The sequence below is a fragment of the Streptomyces changchenzhani genome (genome assembly GCF_039766235.1).
Classification (GTDB): domain Bacteria; phylum Actinomycetota; class Actinomycetes; order Streptomycetales; family Streptomycetaceae; genus Streptomyces.
On the sequence record NZ_JBDHNH010000001.1, the window covers coordinates 1,117,501 to 1,134,768 of the forward strand.

Sequence of the window (17,268 nt, forward strand, 5' to 3'; positions counted from 1 at the left end):
CCTGGAGCCTTCGGGCAAAGGGAAGTGGTGGAGCCGCCGGCCCAAGGTGGTAGTAGGTAAGCGATGGGGTGACGCAGGAAGGTAGTCCAGCCCGGGCGGTGGTAGTCCCGGGGTAAGGGTGTAGGCCGTTGTCCAGGTAAATCCGGATGACATAAGGCTGAGACCTGATGCCGAGCCGATTGTGGTGAAGTGGATGATCCTATGCTGTCGAGAAAAGCCTCTAGCGAGTTTCATGGCGGCCCGTACCCTAAACCGACTCAGGTAGTCAGGTAGAGAATACCGAGGCGTTCGGGTGAACTATGGTTAAGGAACTCGGCAAAATGCCCCCGTAACTTCGGGAGAAGGGGGGCCATCACTAGTGATCGGACTTGCTCCGTGAGCTGGGGGTGGCCGCAGAGACCAGCGAGAAGCGACTGTTTACTAAAAACACAGGTCCGTGCGAAGCCGTAAGGCGATGTATACGGACTGACGCCTGCCCGGTGCTGGAACGTTAAGGGGACCGGTTAGTGCACTTTTGGGTGTGCGAGGCTGAGAACTTAAGCGCCAGTAAACGGCGGTGGTAACTATAACCATCCTAAGGTAGCGAAATTCCTTGTCGGGTAAGTTCCGACCTGCACGAATGGCGTAACGACTTCTCGACTGTCTCAACCATAGGCCCGGTGAAATTGCACTACGAGTAAAGATGCTCGTTTCGCGCAGAAGGACGGAAAGACCCCGGGACCTTTACTATAGTTTGATATTGGTGTTCGGTTCGGCTTGTGTAGGATAGGTGGGAGACGTTGAAGCATGCACGCCAGTGTGTGTGGAGTCAATCTTGAAATACCACTCTGGTCGTGCTGGATGTCTAACCTCGGTCCGTGATCCGGATCAGGGACAGTGTCTGATGGGTAGTTTAACTGGGGCGGTTGCCTCCTAAAGAGTAACGGAGGCGCCCAAAGGTTCCCTCAGCCTGGTTGGCAATCAGGTGTTGAGTGTAAGTGCACAAGGGAGCTTGACTGTGAGACCGACGGGTCGAGCAGGGACGAAAGTCGGGACTAGTGATCCGGCAGTGGCTTGTGGAAGCGCTGTCGCTCAACGGATAAAAGGTACCCCGGGGATAACAGGCTGATCTTCCCCAAGAGTCCATATCGACGGGATGGTTTGGCACCTCGATGTCGGCTCGTCGCATCCTGGGGCTGGAGTCGGTCCCAAGGGTTGGGCTGTTCGCCCATTAAAGCGGTACGCGAGCTGGGTTTAGAACGTCGTGAGACAGTTCGGTCCCTATCCTCTGCGCGCGTAGGAATATTGAGAAGGGCTGTCCCTAGTACGAGAGGACCGGGACGGACGAACCTCTGGTGTGCCAGTTGTCCTGCCAAGGGCACGGCTGGTTGGCTACGTTCGGAAAGGATAACCGCTGAAAGCATCTAAGCGGGAAGCCTGCTTCGAGATGAGTATTCCCACCACCTTGAGTGGTTAAGGCTCCCAGTAGACGACTGGGTTGATAGGCCAGATGTGGAAGCCCGGTAACGGGTGGAGCTGACTGGTACTAATAGGCCGAGGGCTTGTCCTCAGTTGCTCGCGTCCACTGTGTTAGTTCTGAAGTAACGAACTGTGTATACACCGGTTGGTTAACTTCATAGTGTTTCGGTGGTCATAGCGTTAGGGAAACGCCCGGTTACATTTCGAACCCGGAAGCTAAGCCTTTCAGCGCCGATGGTACTGCAGGGGGGACCCTGTGGGAGAGTAGGACGCCGCCGAACAATTATTGTGGGAAAGCCCCGCACCTTATGGTGCGGGGCTTTTCTGCGTTCTGAACCTGTTTCATCTCTGAGTTCAGGGGCGCGGTTCTTCTAAAGTCGGCCTGCGGTTTTCAGGGCGAGGTAGGCGTCTGCGAGAGCGGGAGCCAGATCGTCCGGAGTGGCGTCGACGACGGTGACGCCGTGGCGGGTCAGCTTCTCCGCTGTGCGACGACGCTGTTCCTGCTCCTGAGTGCCGGCGGCGGCTTCATACACCGAGTCCACTGTGCCGCGAGCGGTCGTCATCTGCTGGATACGGGGGTCGGCCACCGAGGCCACGAGGACCGTGTGACGTTTGGTGAGCTGCGGAAGGATCGGCAGGATGCCTTCCTCGACCGGGGCGGCGTCCAGGCTGGTGAGAAGCACGATGAGGGAGCGGCGCGGGGCATACTTCAAAGCTGTCGCGCTGAGGCCCCTGGCATCGGTCTCCACCAGTGCCGGTTCTAGTGGGGCGAGAGCGTTGACCAGAGCGGGCAGGACGTCGCCGGCGGTTCGTCCCTGCACCTGAGCGCGAGTGCGCCGATCGTAGGCGAGCAGGTCCAGCCGGTCGCCCGCGCGTGAGGCGAGTGCCGCGAGGAGCAGAACGGCGTCCATCGAGGCGTCCAGGCGCGGCACGTCACCGACGCGGCCGGCGGAAGTGCGGCCCGTATCGAGTACCACCAAAATGTGACGATCGCGCTCCGGGCGCCAGGTGCGTACCGCGACGCGGTTCTGCCGGGCGGTGGCGCGCCAGTCGATGGAGCGGGTGTCGTCGCCGGGGACGTAGTCGCGGAGGCTGTCGAATTCCGTGCCTTCGCCGCGGGTCAGCACACTGGTGCGGCCATCGAGCTCGCGCAGCCTGGCCAGTTTGGAAGGCAGGTGCTTCCGGCTGGTGAAAGGCGGGAGGACGCGGACCGTCCAAGGGACTCGGTGGCTGCCCTGGCGGGCCACCAGGCCCAGGGGGCCGTACGACCTGACCGTGATGCAGTCGGCGTGGCGGTCGCCGCGGCGCGTGGGGCGCAGGCCGGTGGAGAAGCGGCGGCGTTCCCCCGCAGGAACAGTCAAATCGTGGCGTGACGAAGCCTGTTCGGCGTCGGTGGACCAGCTGCTGGGCGGCCAGGCATCGCGGATATGGGAGCGCAGGCGGCGACCCGTGGGATTCGCGACGGTCAACTGGACCTCCGCACCGTCACCTTGTCGAACTGACGTGTCACCACTTCGGGTGAATTGGAGCTTTCGCACTGGCGCTGCCATGGCGTAGTCGCACAGAATTGCGAGTGCGAGGGGCGCATTCACAGCGAGCATCCCCGACCAGCTCGGCGCCAGGATGCCGATGGGGAGGGAGCCGAGGGCGGCGAGGAGTGCGGTTCGTCCGGTGAGGGCCACAGTTATCGCCTCAGCGGGGGACGGGCACTTGGGCGAGGATCGCGGTGATGACGGAGTCTGCGGTGACCCCCTCCATCTCGGCCTCGGGGCGGAGTTGGATGCGGTGGCGCAGGGTGGGAAGTGCCAGTGCCTTTACGTCGTCGGGGGTGACGTAGTCCCTGCCGGTGAGCCAGGCCCAGGCACGGGCGGTGGAGAGCAGGGCAGTGGCGCCTCGCGGGGAGGCGCCGAGAGCGAGTGAGGGGGAATCGCGCGTGGCACGGCAGATATCGACGACGTAACCGCTGATCTCCGCGGAGACCGTGGTCTTGGCGACTGCGGCGCGGGCCGCTTCGATGTCGGCAGGGCCCGCGGCCGGTCGTACACCCGCCGCGTACAGGTCCCGGGGGTTGAAGCCCTCCGCGTGTCGGGTCAGGACCCCGATCTCGTCCTCGCGGGAGGGGAGAGGGACCGTGAGCTTGAGGAGGAAGCGGTCCAGCTGGGCTTCGGGGAGGGGGTAGGTGCCCTCGTACTCGACGGGGTTCTGGGTCGCGGCCACCAGGAAGGGCTCGGGCAGCGGGCGGGCGGTGCCGTCGACGGTGACCTGACGTTCTTCCATGGCTTCCAGGAGGGATGCCTGCGTCTTCGGGGGCGTGCGGTTGATCTCGTCCGCAAGCAGCAAGTTGGTGAAGACAGGGCCGGGCTGGAAGGAGAACTCGGCGGTGCGGGCGTCGTAGACCAGCGAGCCGGTGATGTCGCTCGGCATGAGATCGGGAGTGAACTGGACGCGCTTGGTGTCCACTGCGAGTGAGGCCGCGAGGGCGCGGACAAGCAGGGTCTTGGCCACCCCGGGAACTCCTTCGAGCAGGACATGACCGCGGCAGAGCAGGGCCACGACGAGTCCGGTGACAGCGGGATCCTGGCCGACCACGGCCTTGGCGATCTCGGTGCGCAGGGCTTCGAGGGAGGCTCGGGCGCTGTCGGGGTTCTCTGCGGGCTGGGCGCTCATGAAGCGCGTACCTCTCTTTCGAGGGCGTCGAGTTCGTCCGTCAGGCGGATGAGGCCGGCGTCGTCTGAGGGGGCGGTGCCGAAAAGCAGGGAGGGGAGGTCCCGGCCGGTCGTCGGCAGGTGGGCGGAGACGGCTGGCAGCAGGGATTCGGCAGCGTGGGCCCGGGAGGCGGGCACGCCGAGAAGGAGGGCGAGACGGGTGCGAGTTGCCGAGCGCAGCGCCGAGGCCGCGCGGTCGCGGGCGTTGGCCTTGCGGTAGAGACGCGCTCGGCCCTCCGTTGTCTCGGAGGCGCGGACGGCCACAGGGATTCGTTCGCTCACCACGGCACCCATCCGGCGACCACGCCAGACGGCCGCGAGCACTGCGGCGAGGGCGAGTTGAAGGGTTCCCCACAACCAGCCCGAAGGAATTAGATCGGCAAAGCTGCTTTCGCCGCCGTCGGTTGCGGAGGCGTCACCGAGTGAGGGGAGGTACCAGACGAGATGAGGCCGGGAGCCGAGGAGTTGCAGGGCGAGCGAGGCGTTGCCCTGCTGGTCGAGACGGTCGTTGTAGAGGATGTCCGGCGAGCCGAGGAGGACTGTGTCACCGGTGGCCGGGCCCGGCACCCGCAGCAGGGTAGGAAGGCCGTCGCTGAGGTAACAGGCCTGCTGGCCAGGGACTTTGGCGCTGTAGCGCACGCCGCCGATGTCGGCGCCGCCGGCGCTACGGGCGGCAGGCATGGAGCACTGGGGGGCACGCACCGACACGTCGCTGCGTGCTCCGGAGCGGACACCGGGGACGAGTCCGGAGACGGAGGGTGCTCCGGCCGAGAGGAGGACGGTCCGGCCGTCGGCTCCCTCGGTCGCGGTGCGGAGCTTCTTCTGCTGGCGGGCAGTCAGCAGGTCGGGATTGGTGACCAGGAGTGTGGTATCGGGGCCGGTCGCGGTTCTCGCGTCGTCGAGGTTGGTGACCACCCGTGTGTCGACGCCGCGGTCCTTGAGGAGCTCGGCCACGGCGCGACTGCCGTAAGGGTCCGCGGAGCGCGGGTCGAGGCGGCCGTGCTGGTCGCCGGAGCGTGCGGCGGCGATGGCTACACCGGCAGTGAGAACGATGACCAGCCCGAGCAGCAGGCCGCGGGTGCGCGTCCAGACCTGGCGGGTGGTGGGGGAGTCCGAGGTGGGGCGGGCGGCGGTCGCCGTCATTCGGCAACTCCTGTGGCCGCGCCGCTCAGCAGAGGCTTGGCGCGTTCCAGATCGCTGTCCAGCTCGCTCAGGCGCCGGTATGCCCGCTTGTCGGTGGTGCGGCCGCCATATGCGACGTCGTCGAACTCACGGGCCGCGGCGCGCAGCCGGTCGGCGTGGTCGGGCAGCGGGCGGCCGGCCTCCGCAGCGGCCTCGTTGGCAGTGCGGCCGGGGCGCGGGTCGAGGAGCGCGCGTTCCTCCAGCGAGCGGACGACGGCGCGCATCCGCTCCTGGACGGCCTCGGTCCAGCGCTGGGCGGCGGCGTGTGTCTCGGCGGCTGCGCGGTGTTCCGCCGCGCTGCGCGGGCCGTCGTCGAAGAGGGTGCCCTCGGCGGCCGGGGTGCGTTGCGGAGTGCCGAGCCGCCACCACAGGCCGAGGACGAGGAGCACCACGAGGAGGGCGACGCCGAGGATTCCGACCATTCCTCCGGGGGCTGCCCCGGAAGCCGCGCCGAAGAGGTCGTCGATCCAGCTCCAGAAGCTGTCCAGGGCGCGCTGGAAGGCGCTCGGCTCGTTCTCCCGGTACATCGGGTTGGACAGCTCCTGCTCCGCCGCCTCGCGGGCAGGGACGCGCGGAACGTCCACCGGTACGTCCTCGGCCGTGCGTGCCCACAGGTCTGCCGCGGTGGTGCCCCCCGCTGTGAACACCGCATCAGCCCCCGGGGGTGGGGTCGGTGGGCTGCTCGGGACCGTATCCGGGCACGCCTGCGGCGCGGGCCAGGTCCAGGTCCAAGGCCTCTCGGCGGATGCGCTGGTCGATGTAGAGCAGGACCGTCACGCCGGCAGAGATCGGGTAGGTGATCGAGGAGGCGATCACAGAGCCGATGCCTGTGACGATCAGGAAGGGCCAACCGAACTCGGGGCTGGCTCCGGTGAACAGTCCGCTCAGTCCGTCTCCGTCCACGGCGTATGCGATCGCGCCGAACGGCACCGCGATGATCATCGACACGATGAGGGTCAGCAGCCCCGTGAGTACGAGGATCCCGAAGATCCGCCACCAAGTGCCTCGGACCAGCTTCGCGGACCGGCTCAGGGACTTCATGATGCTCTGCTTCTCCAGCATCAGAGCGGGAGAGGCAAGGCTGAACCGGATCATCAGCCAGACGGTGACGATGAAGGCCGCGAGGCCGCCGAGCAGGGAGAGCCCCACGCCCGCGGTGTCTCCCAGCAGTACGCCGGGCAGAATGCCGACGGCCATGATCGCAAAGGCCATGAGGGGCAGCAGTACGGTCAGACCGAGCAGTTTCGGCAGTTGGGGCCGGGACTCGCACCAGGCGTCGGAGAGCGTCACTTCACGGCCGATCACCGAACGGCTGATGACCATGGTCAGCAGGGCTGTGGTGAACAGCGTGCCGATCAAGGCGATCGCGAGGGCCGGGGTCGCGTTGACCACGCTGGTGACCGTCGAGTCGACGGCCTGGTTCAGGGCCTCGGAAGGGCTCGCGTTCGGATCGACTTCGGGCGGTGCGGGGAGCAGGTAGCGCTGGATCAGGATGTCGCAGAGCTGGGTGATCACCGAGACGGTGATCGTGATGCCGAGCACCGTGCGCCAATGGGCGCGCATGGTCGACACCGCGCCGTCGAGGATCTCACCGATGCCGAGGGGCCGGAGCGGGATCACACCGGGCTTGGCGGCGCCGGGAGGGCCGCCCCAGCCGCCTCCCGGCCCTCGCCCGACGCCCCAGCCCGGTCCGGGCTGCTGCGTGGGGACGGTGGGGCCCCCGGGCGCGCTGGGTGGGGACCACTGCGCCGCGGGGGGCTGTGCCTTGGACCATTTCGAAGAGGCGTCGCCCTGGTCGGCAGGCTCAGCAGGGCGGGGTGCGCCCGGTTCCTGGCCGTCGGAGGGGGCAGATCCGGGCGAAGCCCAGCCCGGAGAGTCGTTCATTGTCGCTCCTTCACGGTGCCCGTCCGCGGTCGCGGCGGCAGGTTGGCAGCCATCGTGCCACGGGGCGTCGGCCGACGGACCTGGCCCCGTATCTCCTTCGCACCTTCAATTGTCGGTGCCTCACCGGGCAGACTGGGCGAATGGCCGATCAGGACGTGCAATCCACAGTGGGCGCAGAGCCGCCCGCGCTCCCTTCGCTGCGCTGGGACGAGCCGCCGGAGGGACCCGTACTGGTGCTGCTCGACCAGACCAGACTGCCCGCGGAGGAGGTCGAACTGGTCTGTACGGATGTGCCTGTGCTGGTGCAGGCGATTCAGACACTCGCTGTACGTGGTGCACCGCTGCTCGGAATCGCCGGCGCCTATGGAGTGGCGCTCGCGGCAGCACGGGGCTACGACGTCGAGGAAGCCGTGGTGCTGCTGGAGCGGGCGCGGCCCACCGCGGTGAACCTCGGGTACGGCGTGCGCCGGGCGGCAGAGGCCTACTGGGCTGCCGAGCAGAAGGGCGCGGACCCCGCGCAGGCCGCCGCTGCCGCGCTGGCCGCTGCCAGGGCACTGCACCGGGCCGACGCCGAGGCCAGTGTGCAGATGGCGGCACACGGGCTGGCTCTCCTGGAGGAACTGCTGCCGGGAGGCGGTCACCGCATCCTGACCCACTGCAATACCGGGGCACTGGTTTCCGGTGGCGAGGGCACGGCGTTCGCGGTGGCCCTGGCGGCTCACCGCAGCGGCACGCTGCGGCGGCTGTGGGTCGACGAGACGCGTCCGCTGCTGCAGGGTGCGCGGCTCACCGCGTACGAGGCGGCCCGCAGCGGTATGCCGTACACCCTGCTCACGGACAGTGCGGCGGGCTCGCTCTTCGCGGCCGGGGAGGTGGACGCGGTGCTCATCGGGGCCGACCGGATCGCCGCCGACGGTTCCGTGGCGAACAAGGTCGGGAGCTATCCGCTCGCGGTGCTGGCCAAATACCACCACGTACCGTTCATAGTGGTCGCACCCACCACCACGGTCGATCTGGGCACCCCGGACGGGGCGTCCATCGAGGTGGAGCAGAGGTCGGGGCAGGAAGTGACGGAGGTCACGGTGCCGCAGATTCCGGGCATTGGGGTGGAACCGGGCATCGGGATCGGAATGCCGGTCGCGCCGCTGGGAACCCAGGCGTACAACCCTGCCTTCGATATCACGCCACCAGAGCTGGTGACGGCGATCATCACTGAGCAGGGCACGATTTCCCCGGTCACAGGGGTCGCACTCGCGGAGCTGTGTGCCAGGTCACGCCAGGTAACGATTAGCTAATGGGATGATGTCGATTATGAAGGGACGCGTCCTTGTCGTCGACGACGACACCGCACTGGCCGAGATGCTCGGCATTGTGTTGCGTGGAGAAGGTTTTGAGCCGTTTTTTGTAGCGGACGGTGACAGAGCGCTTGCGGCATTCAGGGAGGCGAAGCCCGACCTGGTGCTGCTGGATCTCATGCTGCCCGGACGGGACGGCATTGAAGTCTGCCGTCTCATCCGGGCCGAGTCCGGAGTGCCGATTGTCATGCTCACCGCCAAGAGCGACACCGTAGATGTGGTGGTCGGGCTGGAATCCGGCGCCGACGACTACATCGTCAAGCCGTTCAAGCCCAAGGAGCTCGTCGCCCGTATCCGGGCGCGACTGAGGAGGTCGGAGGAACCGGCGCCGGAACAGCTGGCGATCGGAGACCTGGTCATTGACGTGGCCGGTCATTCCGTGAAGCGGGAGGGGCAGTCGATCGCCCTGACCCCGCTTGAGTTCGACCTGCTGGTCGCGCTCGCACGCAAGCCGTGGCAGGTGTTCACCCGTGAGGTGCTGCTTGAGCAGGTATGGGGTTACCGCCATGCCGCGGACACCCGGCTGGTCAATGTCCATGTACAGCGGCTGCGCTCGAAGGTTGAGATGGACCCGGAGCGGCCGGAGATCGTGGTGACCGTGCGTGGGGTCGGCTACAAGGCCGGACCGAGCTGACATGACCCGAAGCAGCGCTGCTCCGATGCCCGGGGAGCCGGGAGTCCGTACGGAGCGGGCTGCCGGGCCCCCGCGAAGGATGTCCAGGCTCGGCCGCCCTCTGCAGGGCGGCCGGCTGCTCCAGGACGGGGCGCCCAGCAGCCCCGTGCTGAGGCTCTTCATGCGCCTGGCCAGGCGGCCTCTGCTGCCTGCAGTGCGGCTGTGGCGGCGGAACATTCAGCTCCGCGTGGTCGCCGCCACGCTGCTCATGTCGCTCGGCGTGGTGCTGCTGCTGGGCTTCGCCGTCATGTGGCAGGTCCGCAACGGGCTGCTCGACGCGAAGCAGGAAGCCGCTCAGAGCCAGGCGGCCGGCGGGTTCGATGTGGCGGAAGAAAAGGCCCGTACCGTCGCAGGTCCGGGCGGCAGCGAATCCGCCGAGGCCAGGGCCGCGGCACGGAACTCCACCAACTGGCGGACCGAACTGGCCGAGCAGCTCGCCAGCGGTGGACGGCAGGCGTTCCACGTGGTGGCGCTGAGTTCGATATCGGAGGACCAGGAGTCGAGCAGCCGCGGACCGCGCGCGTCGGCCGACGTGAATCCGATGGCGAGCGTGCCGCAGAAGCTGCGGGACGCGATCGACGAAGGGACCGGGAAGGCGCACCAGGCCTTCTTCGAGATCAAGTACACGGACGGCCAGCAGTCCGAGGCCGGCCTTGTCATCGGCAAGCAGCTGATCGACAACAGTGGCGAGCCCTACCAGCTCTACTACCTCTTCCCGCTGACCCAGGAGACGGAGTCGCTCGGCCTGGTGCAGCGCACGCTCGTCACCGCGGGGCTGTTCGTCGTCGTCCTGCTCGGAGCCATCGCCTGGCTGGTGGTGCGGCAGGTCGTCACCCCCGTGCGGATGGCCGCGGGGATCGCCGAGGGGCTGGCCGTGGGCCGTCTCCAGGTGCGGATGAAGGTCACCGGCGAGGACGACATCGCCAGACTCGGTGAAGCCTTCAACAAGATGGCGCAGAACCTGCAGCTCAAGATCCAGCAGCTGGAGGACCTGTCCCGGATGCAGCGGCGCTTCGTCTCGGACGTCTCCCACGAGCTGCGCACACCGCTGACGACTGTGCGGATGGCCGCCGATGTCATCCATGAGGCACGCGGTGACTTCGACGCGGTGACCGCGCGCTCAGCCGAGCTGCTCACCGGCCAGCTCGACCGGTTCGAGTCCCTGCTCGCCGACCTTCTGGAGATCAGCCGCTTCGACGCCGGTGCGGCGGCCCTGGAGGCCGAGCCGATAGACCTGCGTGACGCCGTGCGCCGAGTGATCGAGGGCGCCGAGCCGCTGGCCGAGCGCAAGGGCACCCGGATACGGGTGACCGGTGACGAGCAGCCCGTCATCGTGGAAGCCGATGCCCGGCGCGTCGAGCGGGTCCTGCGCAACCTTGTCGTCAACGCCGTCGAGCACGGCGAGGGCAAGGACGTGGTGGTGCGGCTGGCCTCGGCGGGGGGCGCCGTGGCCGTGGCCGTACGGGACTTCGGTGTCGGGCTCAAACCCGGTGAGGCGACCAGGGTGTTCAACCGCTTCTGGCGGGCCGACCCGGCTCGCGCGCGCACCACGGGCGGCAGCGGGCTCGGCCTGTCCATCGCCGTCGAGGACGCGCGGCTGCACGGTGGCTGGCTTCAGGCCTGGGGCGAGCCGGGCGGCGGCTCGCAGTTCCGGCTGACCCTGCCGCGTACGGCGGACGAGTCGCTGCGCGGTTCGCCGATTCCGCTGGAGCCTGAGGACTCGCGGCGCCGGCGTGAGCGCGCCGACGGGGACGGGCAGGAAGACGGCATGCACCGACTCGCGAGCGTGCCGGCCCAGCCCGGGGGCGAACGGTCCCCGCTGCCCGTGCCGCTGCGTGCGGCGCCCGCGGCGGATCCGACGGCGTTGCCCGGCAGCGGGGCGCGGGTGGTGGCGCGGCCGGCGGGCGACGGTGACAGCGCTTCGCAGAACGCACCACAGACGTCGTCGCACATGTCCTCACCCGCGGCGTCACAGCTTTCGGTGCAGGGGTCGCAGGGTTTGCGAGTTTCGCAGGCATCACAGACATCGCAGGTCTCGCAGTCGTCGGAGCGGAAGGACATCACCCGTGGGCGCTGACCGAAGTCGCGGTGGCCAGTGGCGCATGACCCGCACTTCGGTGCTGCTGGGATGCGGCGGCCTGCTGCTCGCGGGCTGTGCGTCCATGCCGGACAGCGGGGACGTGGAGGAAGTGAAGGCGTCCGCGCGCGGCGACTCGCAGGTGCGTGTCTACGGGGTGGCGCCCAGAGCCGGGGCGCAGCCGAGCGAGATCGTCGGCGGCTTCCTGGAAGCGATGACGGGGGACGACCCGCAGTTCGCAACGGCCCGCAAATACCTGACGAAGAAGGCGTCCCAGCGATGGAAGCCCAGTCAGGTCACGGTGCTGGACAGCGGCCCGGTGGCGCAGGACGAACGGGCCAATGACCGCGAAGGCGGGGCCTATACGTACGAGCTCACCGGCACCCAGGTAGCCGAGGTGAACGAACAGCGGGCCTACCAGCCGGTCAAGCGCGCGTACCACGAGGTCATTCACCTCAGCAGGCAGAGCGGCCAGGAAAGCAAGGACGGCCAGGAGTGGCGCATCGACGGTCTTCCGACGGGGCTGGTGCTCGGCCGGTCGGACTTCGAGCGTATCTACCGCTCCGTCAATAAGTACTACTTCGCCTCCGGTACGTCGTCCCAGAGCGGCGGTGGCCACCCCTGGCTGGTCGCCGACCCCGTGTACGTGCGCAAGCGCATGGACCCGGAGACCCGGATGGACCCGGTGACGCAGACGGTCAGGGCGCTGCTCGGCGGGCCGACGAACTGGCTGAAGCCGGTGGTCGGTTCGAGCTTCCCCACGGGTACGGCGCTCAAGCCGGGCACCAAGTCGCTGACGTTCGACGACCGCAACGCGCTCAAGGTGCCCCTCAACGGCAAGGCGTCCAACGTCGGCCAGAAGCGATGCCGGGAGATGGCGGCCCAACTGCTCTTCACCGTCCGTGACCTGACGTCCTACCGGGTGGGACAGGTGGAGCTGCTGCGGTCCGACAGCTCGACGCTGTGCCAGCTCGGCGCGGACCAGGCGGAGGACTTCGCGCCGGAGCGTGCCTCCGGCAGCCCCGACTATCAGTACTTCCTCGACACCAAGCACCGTCTTGTGCGGATGGTGGCGAGCTCCGAGGCCGCGGACAGCGATGACACCTCGGAGCCCGTTCCCGGCCTGCTCGGCGCGGGGGAGCGGAAGCTGGGCGCGGTCGCCGTGGCGCGCGACGAGCGCCACGGGGCAGGGGTGTCGCGCGACGCCCGTTCGCTCTATGTGGCGTCCGTCGTCTCGGACGAGGAGCCTGCGGAGCCCGCGCTCACCAGCAGCGGCAAGCAGCAGCAGGACCGGCTTTCCGCCCCCAGTTGGGACGGCCGGGGCGATCTGTGGGTGGCCGACCGCGACCTCCGCAACCCGCAATTGCTACGGCTGATCGGCGGCGAGGGGGAGCCCGAGCAGGTCAAGGTCGTCGATGGTCTGGACGGGGCCCGTATCGAAGCCCTGAAGGTGTCGGCGGACGGCGTGCGGATCGCACTGCTGGTCTCGGAGAAGGGCCGGACGACGCTGAAGATCGGCCGGGTAGAGCGGCGTGGGCCCGACGACAAGCCCGAGGTGTCCGTCGTCGATCTGCGCCCCATCGCCCCGCAGATGGAGGAGGTGACGGCCGTCTCCTGGGCGGGCCGTAGCCGCCTTGTGGTGGTCGGCCGCGAGTCCGGCGGCGTACAGCAGCTGCGCTATCTGCAGACAGACGGTTCGACGTCGGACGCCGGTGCGCTGCCCGGCGCGAACCGGGTGACCGCGGTGGCTTCGGCCGACGACGACCGGTTGCCGCTGCTGGCGCACTCGTTGGAGGACGGCATTGTGCGGCTGCCTCCCGGGGCCAACTGGAAAACCGTGGTCAAAGAGGGCTCGTCGCCGGTCTACCCGGGATAGCCCGCGGTCGGTTGCGTACGTCTTCGTACGTTCGCACACAGGTCCGTGCGGGTTTTCCACAGGGGTGGTTGAGGCGCGTCCGTCTTGGCACAGTGGATGCCATGCGGGGGTGGTGGCGGGAAGCCGCCGGTCTGTTGCTGCCGGCCGTGTGCGCGGGCTGCGGCAGACCGCGCACGGTGCTGTGCGAGGAGTGCCGGCAGGCGTTGTACGGCGCCGAGCCCCGGCGGGTCCGGCCGTGGCCCGAGCCGCCGGGGCTGCCGGTGGTGCACGCCGCCGCTCCGTACCAGGACGCGGTGCGGGCCCTCCTGCTCGGGCACAAGGAACGGGGCGCACTGGAGCTCGCCGGGGCGCTCGGGAGCGCGCTGGCGGGCGCGGTCCTCGCCGGTACGCCCGCGACGGGTCCTCCCGGCACCGGTACGTCTCCGGGCGGCGGTGTGTCCGGTGGCTCCGGGCCGCTGCTGCTCGTACCCGTGCCGTCCGCGCGGCGGGCGACCAGGGCGCGCGGGCACGATCCGGCGCGCCGGATCGCGTTCGCTGCTTCGGGTGAACTGCGCCGGGCCGGGACATCCGCACGGGTGCTCGCGGTGCTGCGGCAGCGCCGGGCGGTGAGTGACCAGTCGGGTCTGAGGGCCCCGGAGCGGCTGGCGAATCTGGCGGGGGCCCTAGAGGTGGTGGCCGGGGGGCCCAGGCTGCTGGAAGGCCACAGGGTGGTGCTGGTGGACGATCTGATGACGACCGGGGCCTCGCTCGTGGAGGCTGCTCGGGCACTGCGTGCCGCCGTGCCCCCGGATTTTCGAGGATTCCGACACCTGAGTGCCGCTGTAGTGGCGGCAACGCCGCTGTCCTTCGGAATAAACCGGAACTGACAGGGAACTTGCGTCGTTGCAGGTAGTGAGAGGGAAAAAGCACCTGAATGGAGGTACGCGCCGGTAGCGGGTGCCGACATGCGTCCCGGAGAGCTATGTTCGGTTGTGAGGAAAAGCAGACCCTGTGCCTCACTTGTCGGACTAGGGCGCTTCGGGTTTTCCCTCACTCGAAAGGTCGAAGTCGACGGGTGGGGATCTTGTCCCCTGGGGAGGAGGAGGTGAAAGTCGCCAAGTCCGAGGCTCCGGTGTTCGTCGGGGCCTGGTGCAAAAGGGAGATGCTCCGCCGCTGAGCGGGGCTATCCGGGAACGGAGTTCTGCGTGGACATCGTCGTCAAGGGCCGCAAGACCGAGGTACCCGAGCGGTTCCGGAGGCACGTGGCCGAGAAGCTGAAGCTGGAGAAGATCCAGAAGCTCGACGGCAAGGTGATCAGCCTGGACGTCGAGGTGTCCAAGGAGCCCAACCCGCGGCAGGCGGACCGTTCCGACCGGGTGGAGATCACGCTTCACTCGCGTGGACCGGTGATCCGGGCAGAGGCATCGGCGGCCGACCCGTACGCAGCGCTTGACCTGGCCACCGGCAAGCTGGAGGCGCGGCTGCGCAAGCAGCACGACAAGCGCCACACACGTCGTGGCAACGGACGACTGTCGGCAGCCGAGGTCGGTACGACCGTGGCCAACTCGGCGCCCCTCAACGGCAGTGGAGAGCTCGGCGCAGCCGTGGCCGTCGCCGAGGCGCCCCAAGCGGTTCCCACCACCATGGTCGGCTCGCTCGAAGTGCAGGGCGAAGGACCTCTGGTGGTCCGCGAGAAGACGCACGTTGCCGCCGCGATGACGCTCGACCAGGCGCTCTACGAAATGGAGCTGGTCGGGCACGACTTCTATCTCTTCGTCGACTCGGAGACGAAGGAGCCCAGTGTCGTCTACCGGCGGCACGCCTACGACTACGGAGTCATTCACTTGACGACCGACCCCTTCGCCGAGACAGAGGTGGGCGGCGCCGGCGGTGCACTCGGCGGGTGATCCGCCGTACGTGCTGAACCTGAACGGGCAGCGCGTCGTACCACTGTGAGGTGGTGCCCCTGGAGCGCCCGCGCGCCCCCAGGGGCACCACTGTGCGACCACTTCGTCACCGTTCTGTCGTCCCGGCATGAAATCATGGCGTCGCAGGCCAATCGATGCTCTGCGGACTGTGGTTGGCACAGCTCATGATTTTCGGGCCACGGCCTTCAGGGGGAGGAACGATGGCGGACAGCTTCGGTCCGGTGCATGACGAGGACGACGCGGACGGCGGCGGTACCGGCGGTAGGGATACGAGCGGGTCGCGCAAGGAGCCCATCAGGGTCCTGGTCGTCGACGACCACGCCCTTTTCCGCCGAGGACTTGAGATCGTCCTCGCGCAGGAGGAGGACATCCAGGTCGTCGGCGAGGCGGGTGACGGGGCAGAGGCCGTGGACAAGGCGGCCGACCTGCTGCCCGACATCGTGCTGATGGATGTGCGGATGCCCAAGCGCGGTGGCATCGAGGCATGTACCTCGATCAAGGAGGTGGCTCCCAGCGCGAAGATCATCATGTTGACGATCAGCGACGAGGAGGCCGACCTCTACGAGGCGATCAAGGCGGGTGCGACGGGTTATCTCCTCAAGGAGATCTCCACCGACGAGGTGGCCACGGCGATCCGCGCGGTGGCGGACGGTCAGTCGCAGATCAGTCCGTCGATGGCGTCCAAGCTCCTCACCGAGTTCAAGTCGATGATCCAGCGCACGGACGAGCGTCGGCTCGTCCCCGCGCCGCGGCTCACCGAACGCGAGCTGGAGGTGCTCAAGCTCGTCGCCACGGGGATGAACAACCGTGACATCGCCAAGCAGCTGTTCATCTCCGAGAACACCGTGAAGAACCACGTGCGCAACATCCTGGAGAAGCTTCAGTTGCACTCCAGGATGGAGGCCGTGGTCTACGCGATGCGGGAAAAGATCCTGGAAATCAGGTGACCGCGGGTTAAGTGAGACGGGCCAGATCGGCGGTGAGCGGCGCGCGCAACTGCTGCGCGTCGACCCGCTCAAGACGCACGTCGGTGCAGCCGACCCACTTCGCCGCCTCCACGAGTGCCTCGGCCATCGGCCGGACCGCCTTCGGCCCCTGAAGCGAAACCTGCCGCGCCACCAGGGTCTTGCCCTCGCGCGCCAGGTCGACCCGGCCGAGCAGCCGCCCGCCCGCCAGCAGCGGCATCGCGAAGTACCCATGGATCCGCTTCGGCTTGGGGACGTACGCCTCCAGGCGATGTGTGAAGCCGAAGATCCGCTCGGTGCGCGGCCGGTCCCAGATCAGCGAGTCGAAGGGCGACAGCAGGGTCGTGCGGTGGCGGCCGCGCGGCGTGCTCGCCAGCGCCTCGGGGTCGGCCCAGGCCTGCTTCTCCCAGCCCTCGACATCGACCGGGACCAGACCCGATTCGGCGATCACGGCTTCGACCTGCTCACCCTTGAGGCGGTGGTAGTCCGCGATGTCCGCGCGGGTACCCACTCCGAGGGACTTTCCGGCCAGCTGTACGAGCCGGCGCAGGCACTCGGTGTCGTCCAGGTCGTCGTGGTGGACGGCGTCCGGGACGGCGCGCTCTGCCAGGTCGTACACCCGCTTCCAGCTGCGCCGCTCGGTGCACACCACCTCTCCGTACATCAGTGCCCGCTCGACAGCCACCTTCGACGCCGACCAGTCCCACCACTCGCCGCCGTTCTTCGCGCCGCCCAGTTCCGTGGCGGTCAGTGGCCCTTCGGCGCGCAACTGCTTGATCACGGTGTTGTACGCGTCGTCCGGCAGGTCGTGGTGCCACTGCGGGCGGGTTCGGAAGGCGCGACGGCGGAAGGCGAAGTGCGGCCATTCCTCGATGGGCAGGATGCAGGCCGCGTGCGACCAGTACTCGAAGGCGTGACTTTCGGTCCAGTAGGCGTCGTCCACCGTCGTACGCCCCACGGCGCCGAGGCGGGCGTACGGAATCAGCTCGTGCGAGCGGGCCAGCACCGAGATGGTGTCGAGCTGCACCGCGCCCAGGTGCCGCAGCATGCCGCGCACCCCGCCCCGCCGGTCGGGCGCGCCCAGGAATCCCTGCGCGCGCAGGGCGATTCTGCGGGCTTCGTCGGCGGACAGGGAGGCCGTGGGCGGCAGCAGACTCGTCATGGCCGCACCCTAGACGCAGGCACT

The 17,268-nt window shown here is 68.2% G+C and carries 13 protein-coding genes and 2 rRNA genes (1 of these 15 only partly in view); 9 read left to right on the top strand and 6 right to left on the bottom strand.

Going from position 1 to position 17,268, the window contains the following annotated elements:
- Both ABCR94_RS05325 and rrf read left to right on the top strand, forming a co-directional pair.
- Window positions 1-1,549: ribosomal RNA gene (locus tag ABCR94_RS05325) — 23S ribosomal RNA — on the top strand (it extends 1,574 nt beyond the left edge of the window).
- Window positions 1,550-1,622: 73 nt separating this feature from the next.
- Window positions 1,623-1,739 (top strand): 5S ribosomal RNA (gene rrf / locus ABCR94_RS05330).
- Window positions 1,740-1,829: 90 nt separating this feature from the next.
- Here rrf and ABCR94_RS05335 read toward each other — a convergent pair.
- From ABCR94_RS05335 to ABCR94_RS05355, 5 genes are read right to left on the bottom strand one after another with little or no spacing between them, the layout of a single operon-like run.
- Complete coding sequence (locus ABCR94_RS05335) at window positions 1,830-3,140, bottom strand: DUF58 domain-containing protein (RefSeq protein WP_347117841.1); 1,311 nt, start codon at window positions 3,138-3,140, stop codon at window positions 1,830-1,832.
- Between the two features lie 10 nt (window positions 3,141-3,150).
- Entirely contained in the window at window positions 3,151-4,125 is a 975-nt protein-coding gene (locus tag ABCR94_RS05340) for an AAA family ATPase (RefSeq protein ID WP_347117842.1), read from the bottom strand.
- On the bottom strand, window positions 4,122-5,306 hold the full coding sequence (locus ABCR94_RS05345) for a DUF4350 domain-containing protein (protein WP_347117843.1): 1,185 nt from the start codon (window positions 5,304-5,306) through the stop codon (window positions 4,122-4,124). Before ABCR94_RS05345 ends, ABCR94_RS05340 begins: the two co-directional genes overlap by 4 nt.
- A complete protein-coding gene (locus ABCR94_RS05350) occupies window positions 5,303-5,992 on the bottom strand; it encodes a DUF4129 domain-containing protein (protein ID WP_347117844.1) in 690 nt (229 codons plus the stop codon). The genes ABCR94_RS05345 and ABCR94_RS05350 overlap by 4 nt, the downstream gene beginning before the upstream one ends.
- Before the next feature lie 4 nt (window positions 5,993-5,996).
- Window positions 5,997-7,229, bottom strand: a complete 1,233-nt coding sequence (locus ABCR94_RS05355; protein WP_347117845.1) for a DUF7847 domain-containing protein — start codon at window positions 7,227-7,229, stop codon at window positions 5,997-5,999.
- Window positions 7,230-7,369: 140 nt separating this feature from the next.
- On the opposite strand from ABCR94_RS05355, the gene mtnA reads away from it, so the two are divergent.
- From mtnA to ABCR94_RS05390, 7 genes are all read left to right on the top strand, one after another.
- A complete protein-coding gene (mtnA, locus tag ABCR94_RS05360; protein WP_347117846.1) occupies window positions 7,370-8,524 on the top strand; it encodes an S-methyl-5-thioribose-1-phosphate isomerase in 1,155 nt (384 codons plus the stop codon).
- A 4-nt stretch (window positions 8,525-8,528) separates the two neighbouring features.
- The gene (gene mtrA / locus ABCR94_RS05365) at window positions 8,529-9,218 is read left to right on the top strand and encodes a two-component system response regulator MtrA (RefSeq protein WP_347117847.1); all 690 of its coding nucleotides are present in this window, start codon (window positions 8,529-8,531) and stop codon (window positions 9,216-9,218) included.
- 1 nt (window position 9,219) lies between these two features.
- The gene (gene mtrB / locus ABCR94_RS05370; protein WP_347117848.1) at window positions 9,220-11,334 is read left to right on the top strand and encodes an MtrAB system histidine kinase MtrB; all 2,115 of its coding nucleotides are present in this window, start codon (window positions 9,220-9,222) and stop codon (window positions 11,332-11,334) included.
- Window positions 11,335-11,359: 25 nt separating this feature from the next.
- Entirely contained in the window at window positions 11,360-13,210 is a 1,851-nt protein-coding gene (locus ABCR94_RS05375; protein WP_347117850.1) for an LpqB family beta-propeller domain-containing protein, read from the top strand.
- Between the two features lie 101 nt (window positions 13,211-13,311).
- Window positions 13,312-14,076 carry a ComF family protein gene (locus tag ABCR94_RS05380; protein WP_347117851.1) on the top strand — a complete coding sequence of 255 codons (765 nt, stop codon included), beginning with the start codon at window positions 13,312-13,314 and terminating at the stop codon, window positions 14,074-14,076.
- Window positions 14,077-14,394: 318 nt separating this feature from the next.
- A complete protein-coding gene (hpf, locus tag ABCR94_RS05385) occupies window positions 14,395-15,096 on the top strand; it encodes a ribosome hibernation-promoting factor, HPF/YfiA family (RefSeq protein WP_347117853.1) in 702 nt (233 codons plus the stop codon).
- A 221-nt stretch (window positions 15,097-15,317) separates the two neighbouring features.
- Entirely contained in the window at window positions 15,318-16,064 is a 747-nt protein-coding gene (locus ABCR94_RS05390) for a response regulator (protein ID WP_347117855.1), read from the top strand.
- Window positions 16,065-16,071: 7 nt separating this feature from the next.
- On the opposite strand, the gene ABCR94_RS05395 is transcribed toward ABCR94_RS05390, so the two are convergent.
- Window positions 16,072-17,244, bottom strand: a complete 1,173-nt coding sequence (locus ABCR94_RS05395) for a winged helix-turn-helix domain-containing protein (protein WP_347117857.1) — start codon at window positions 17,242-17,244, stop codon at window positions 16,072-16,074.
- Between the last annotated feature and the right edge of the window lie 24 nt (window positions 17,245-17,268).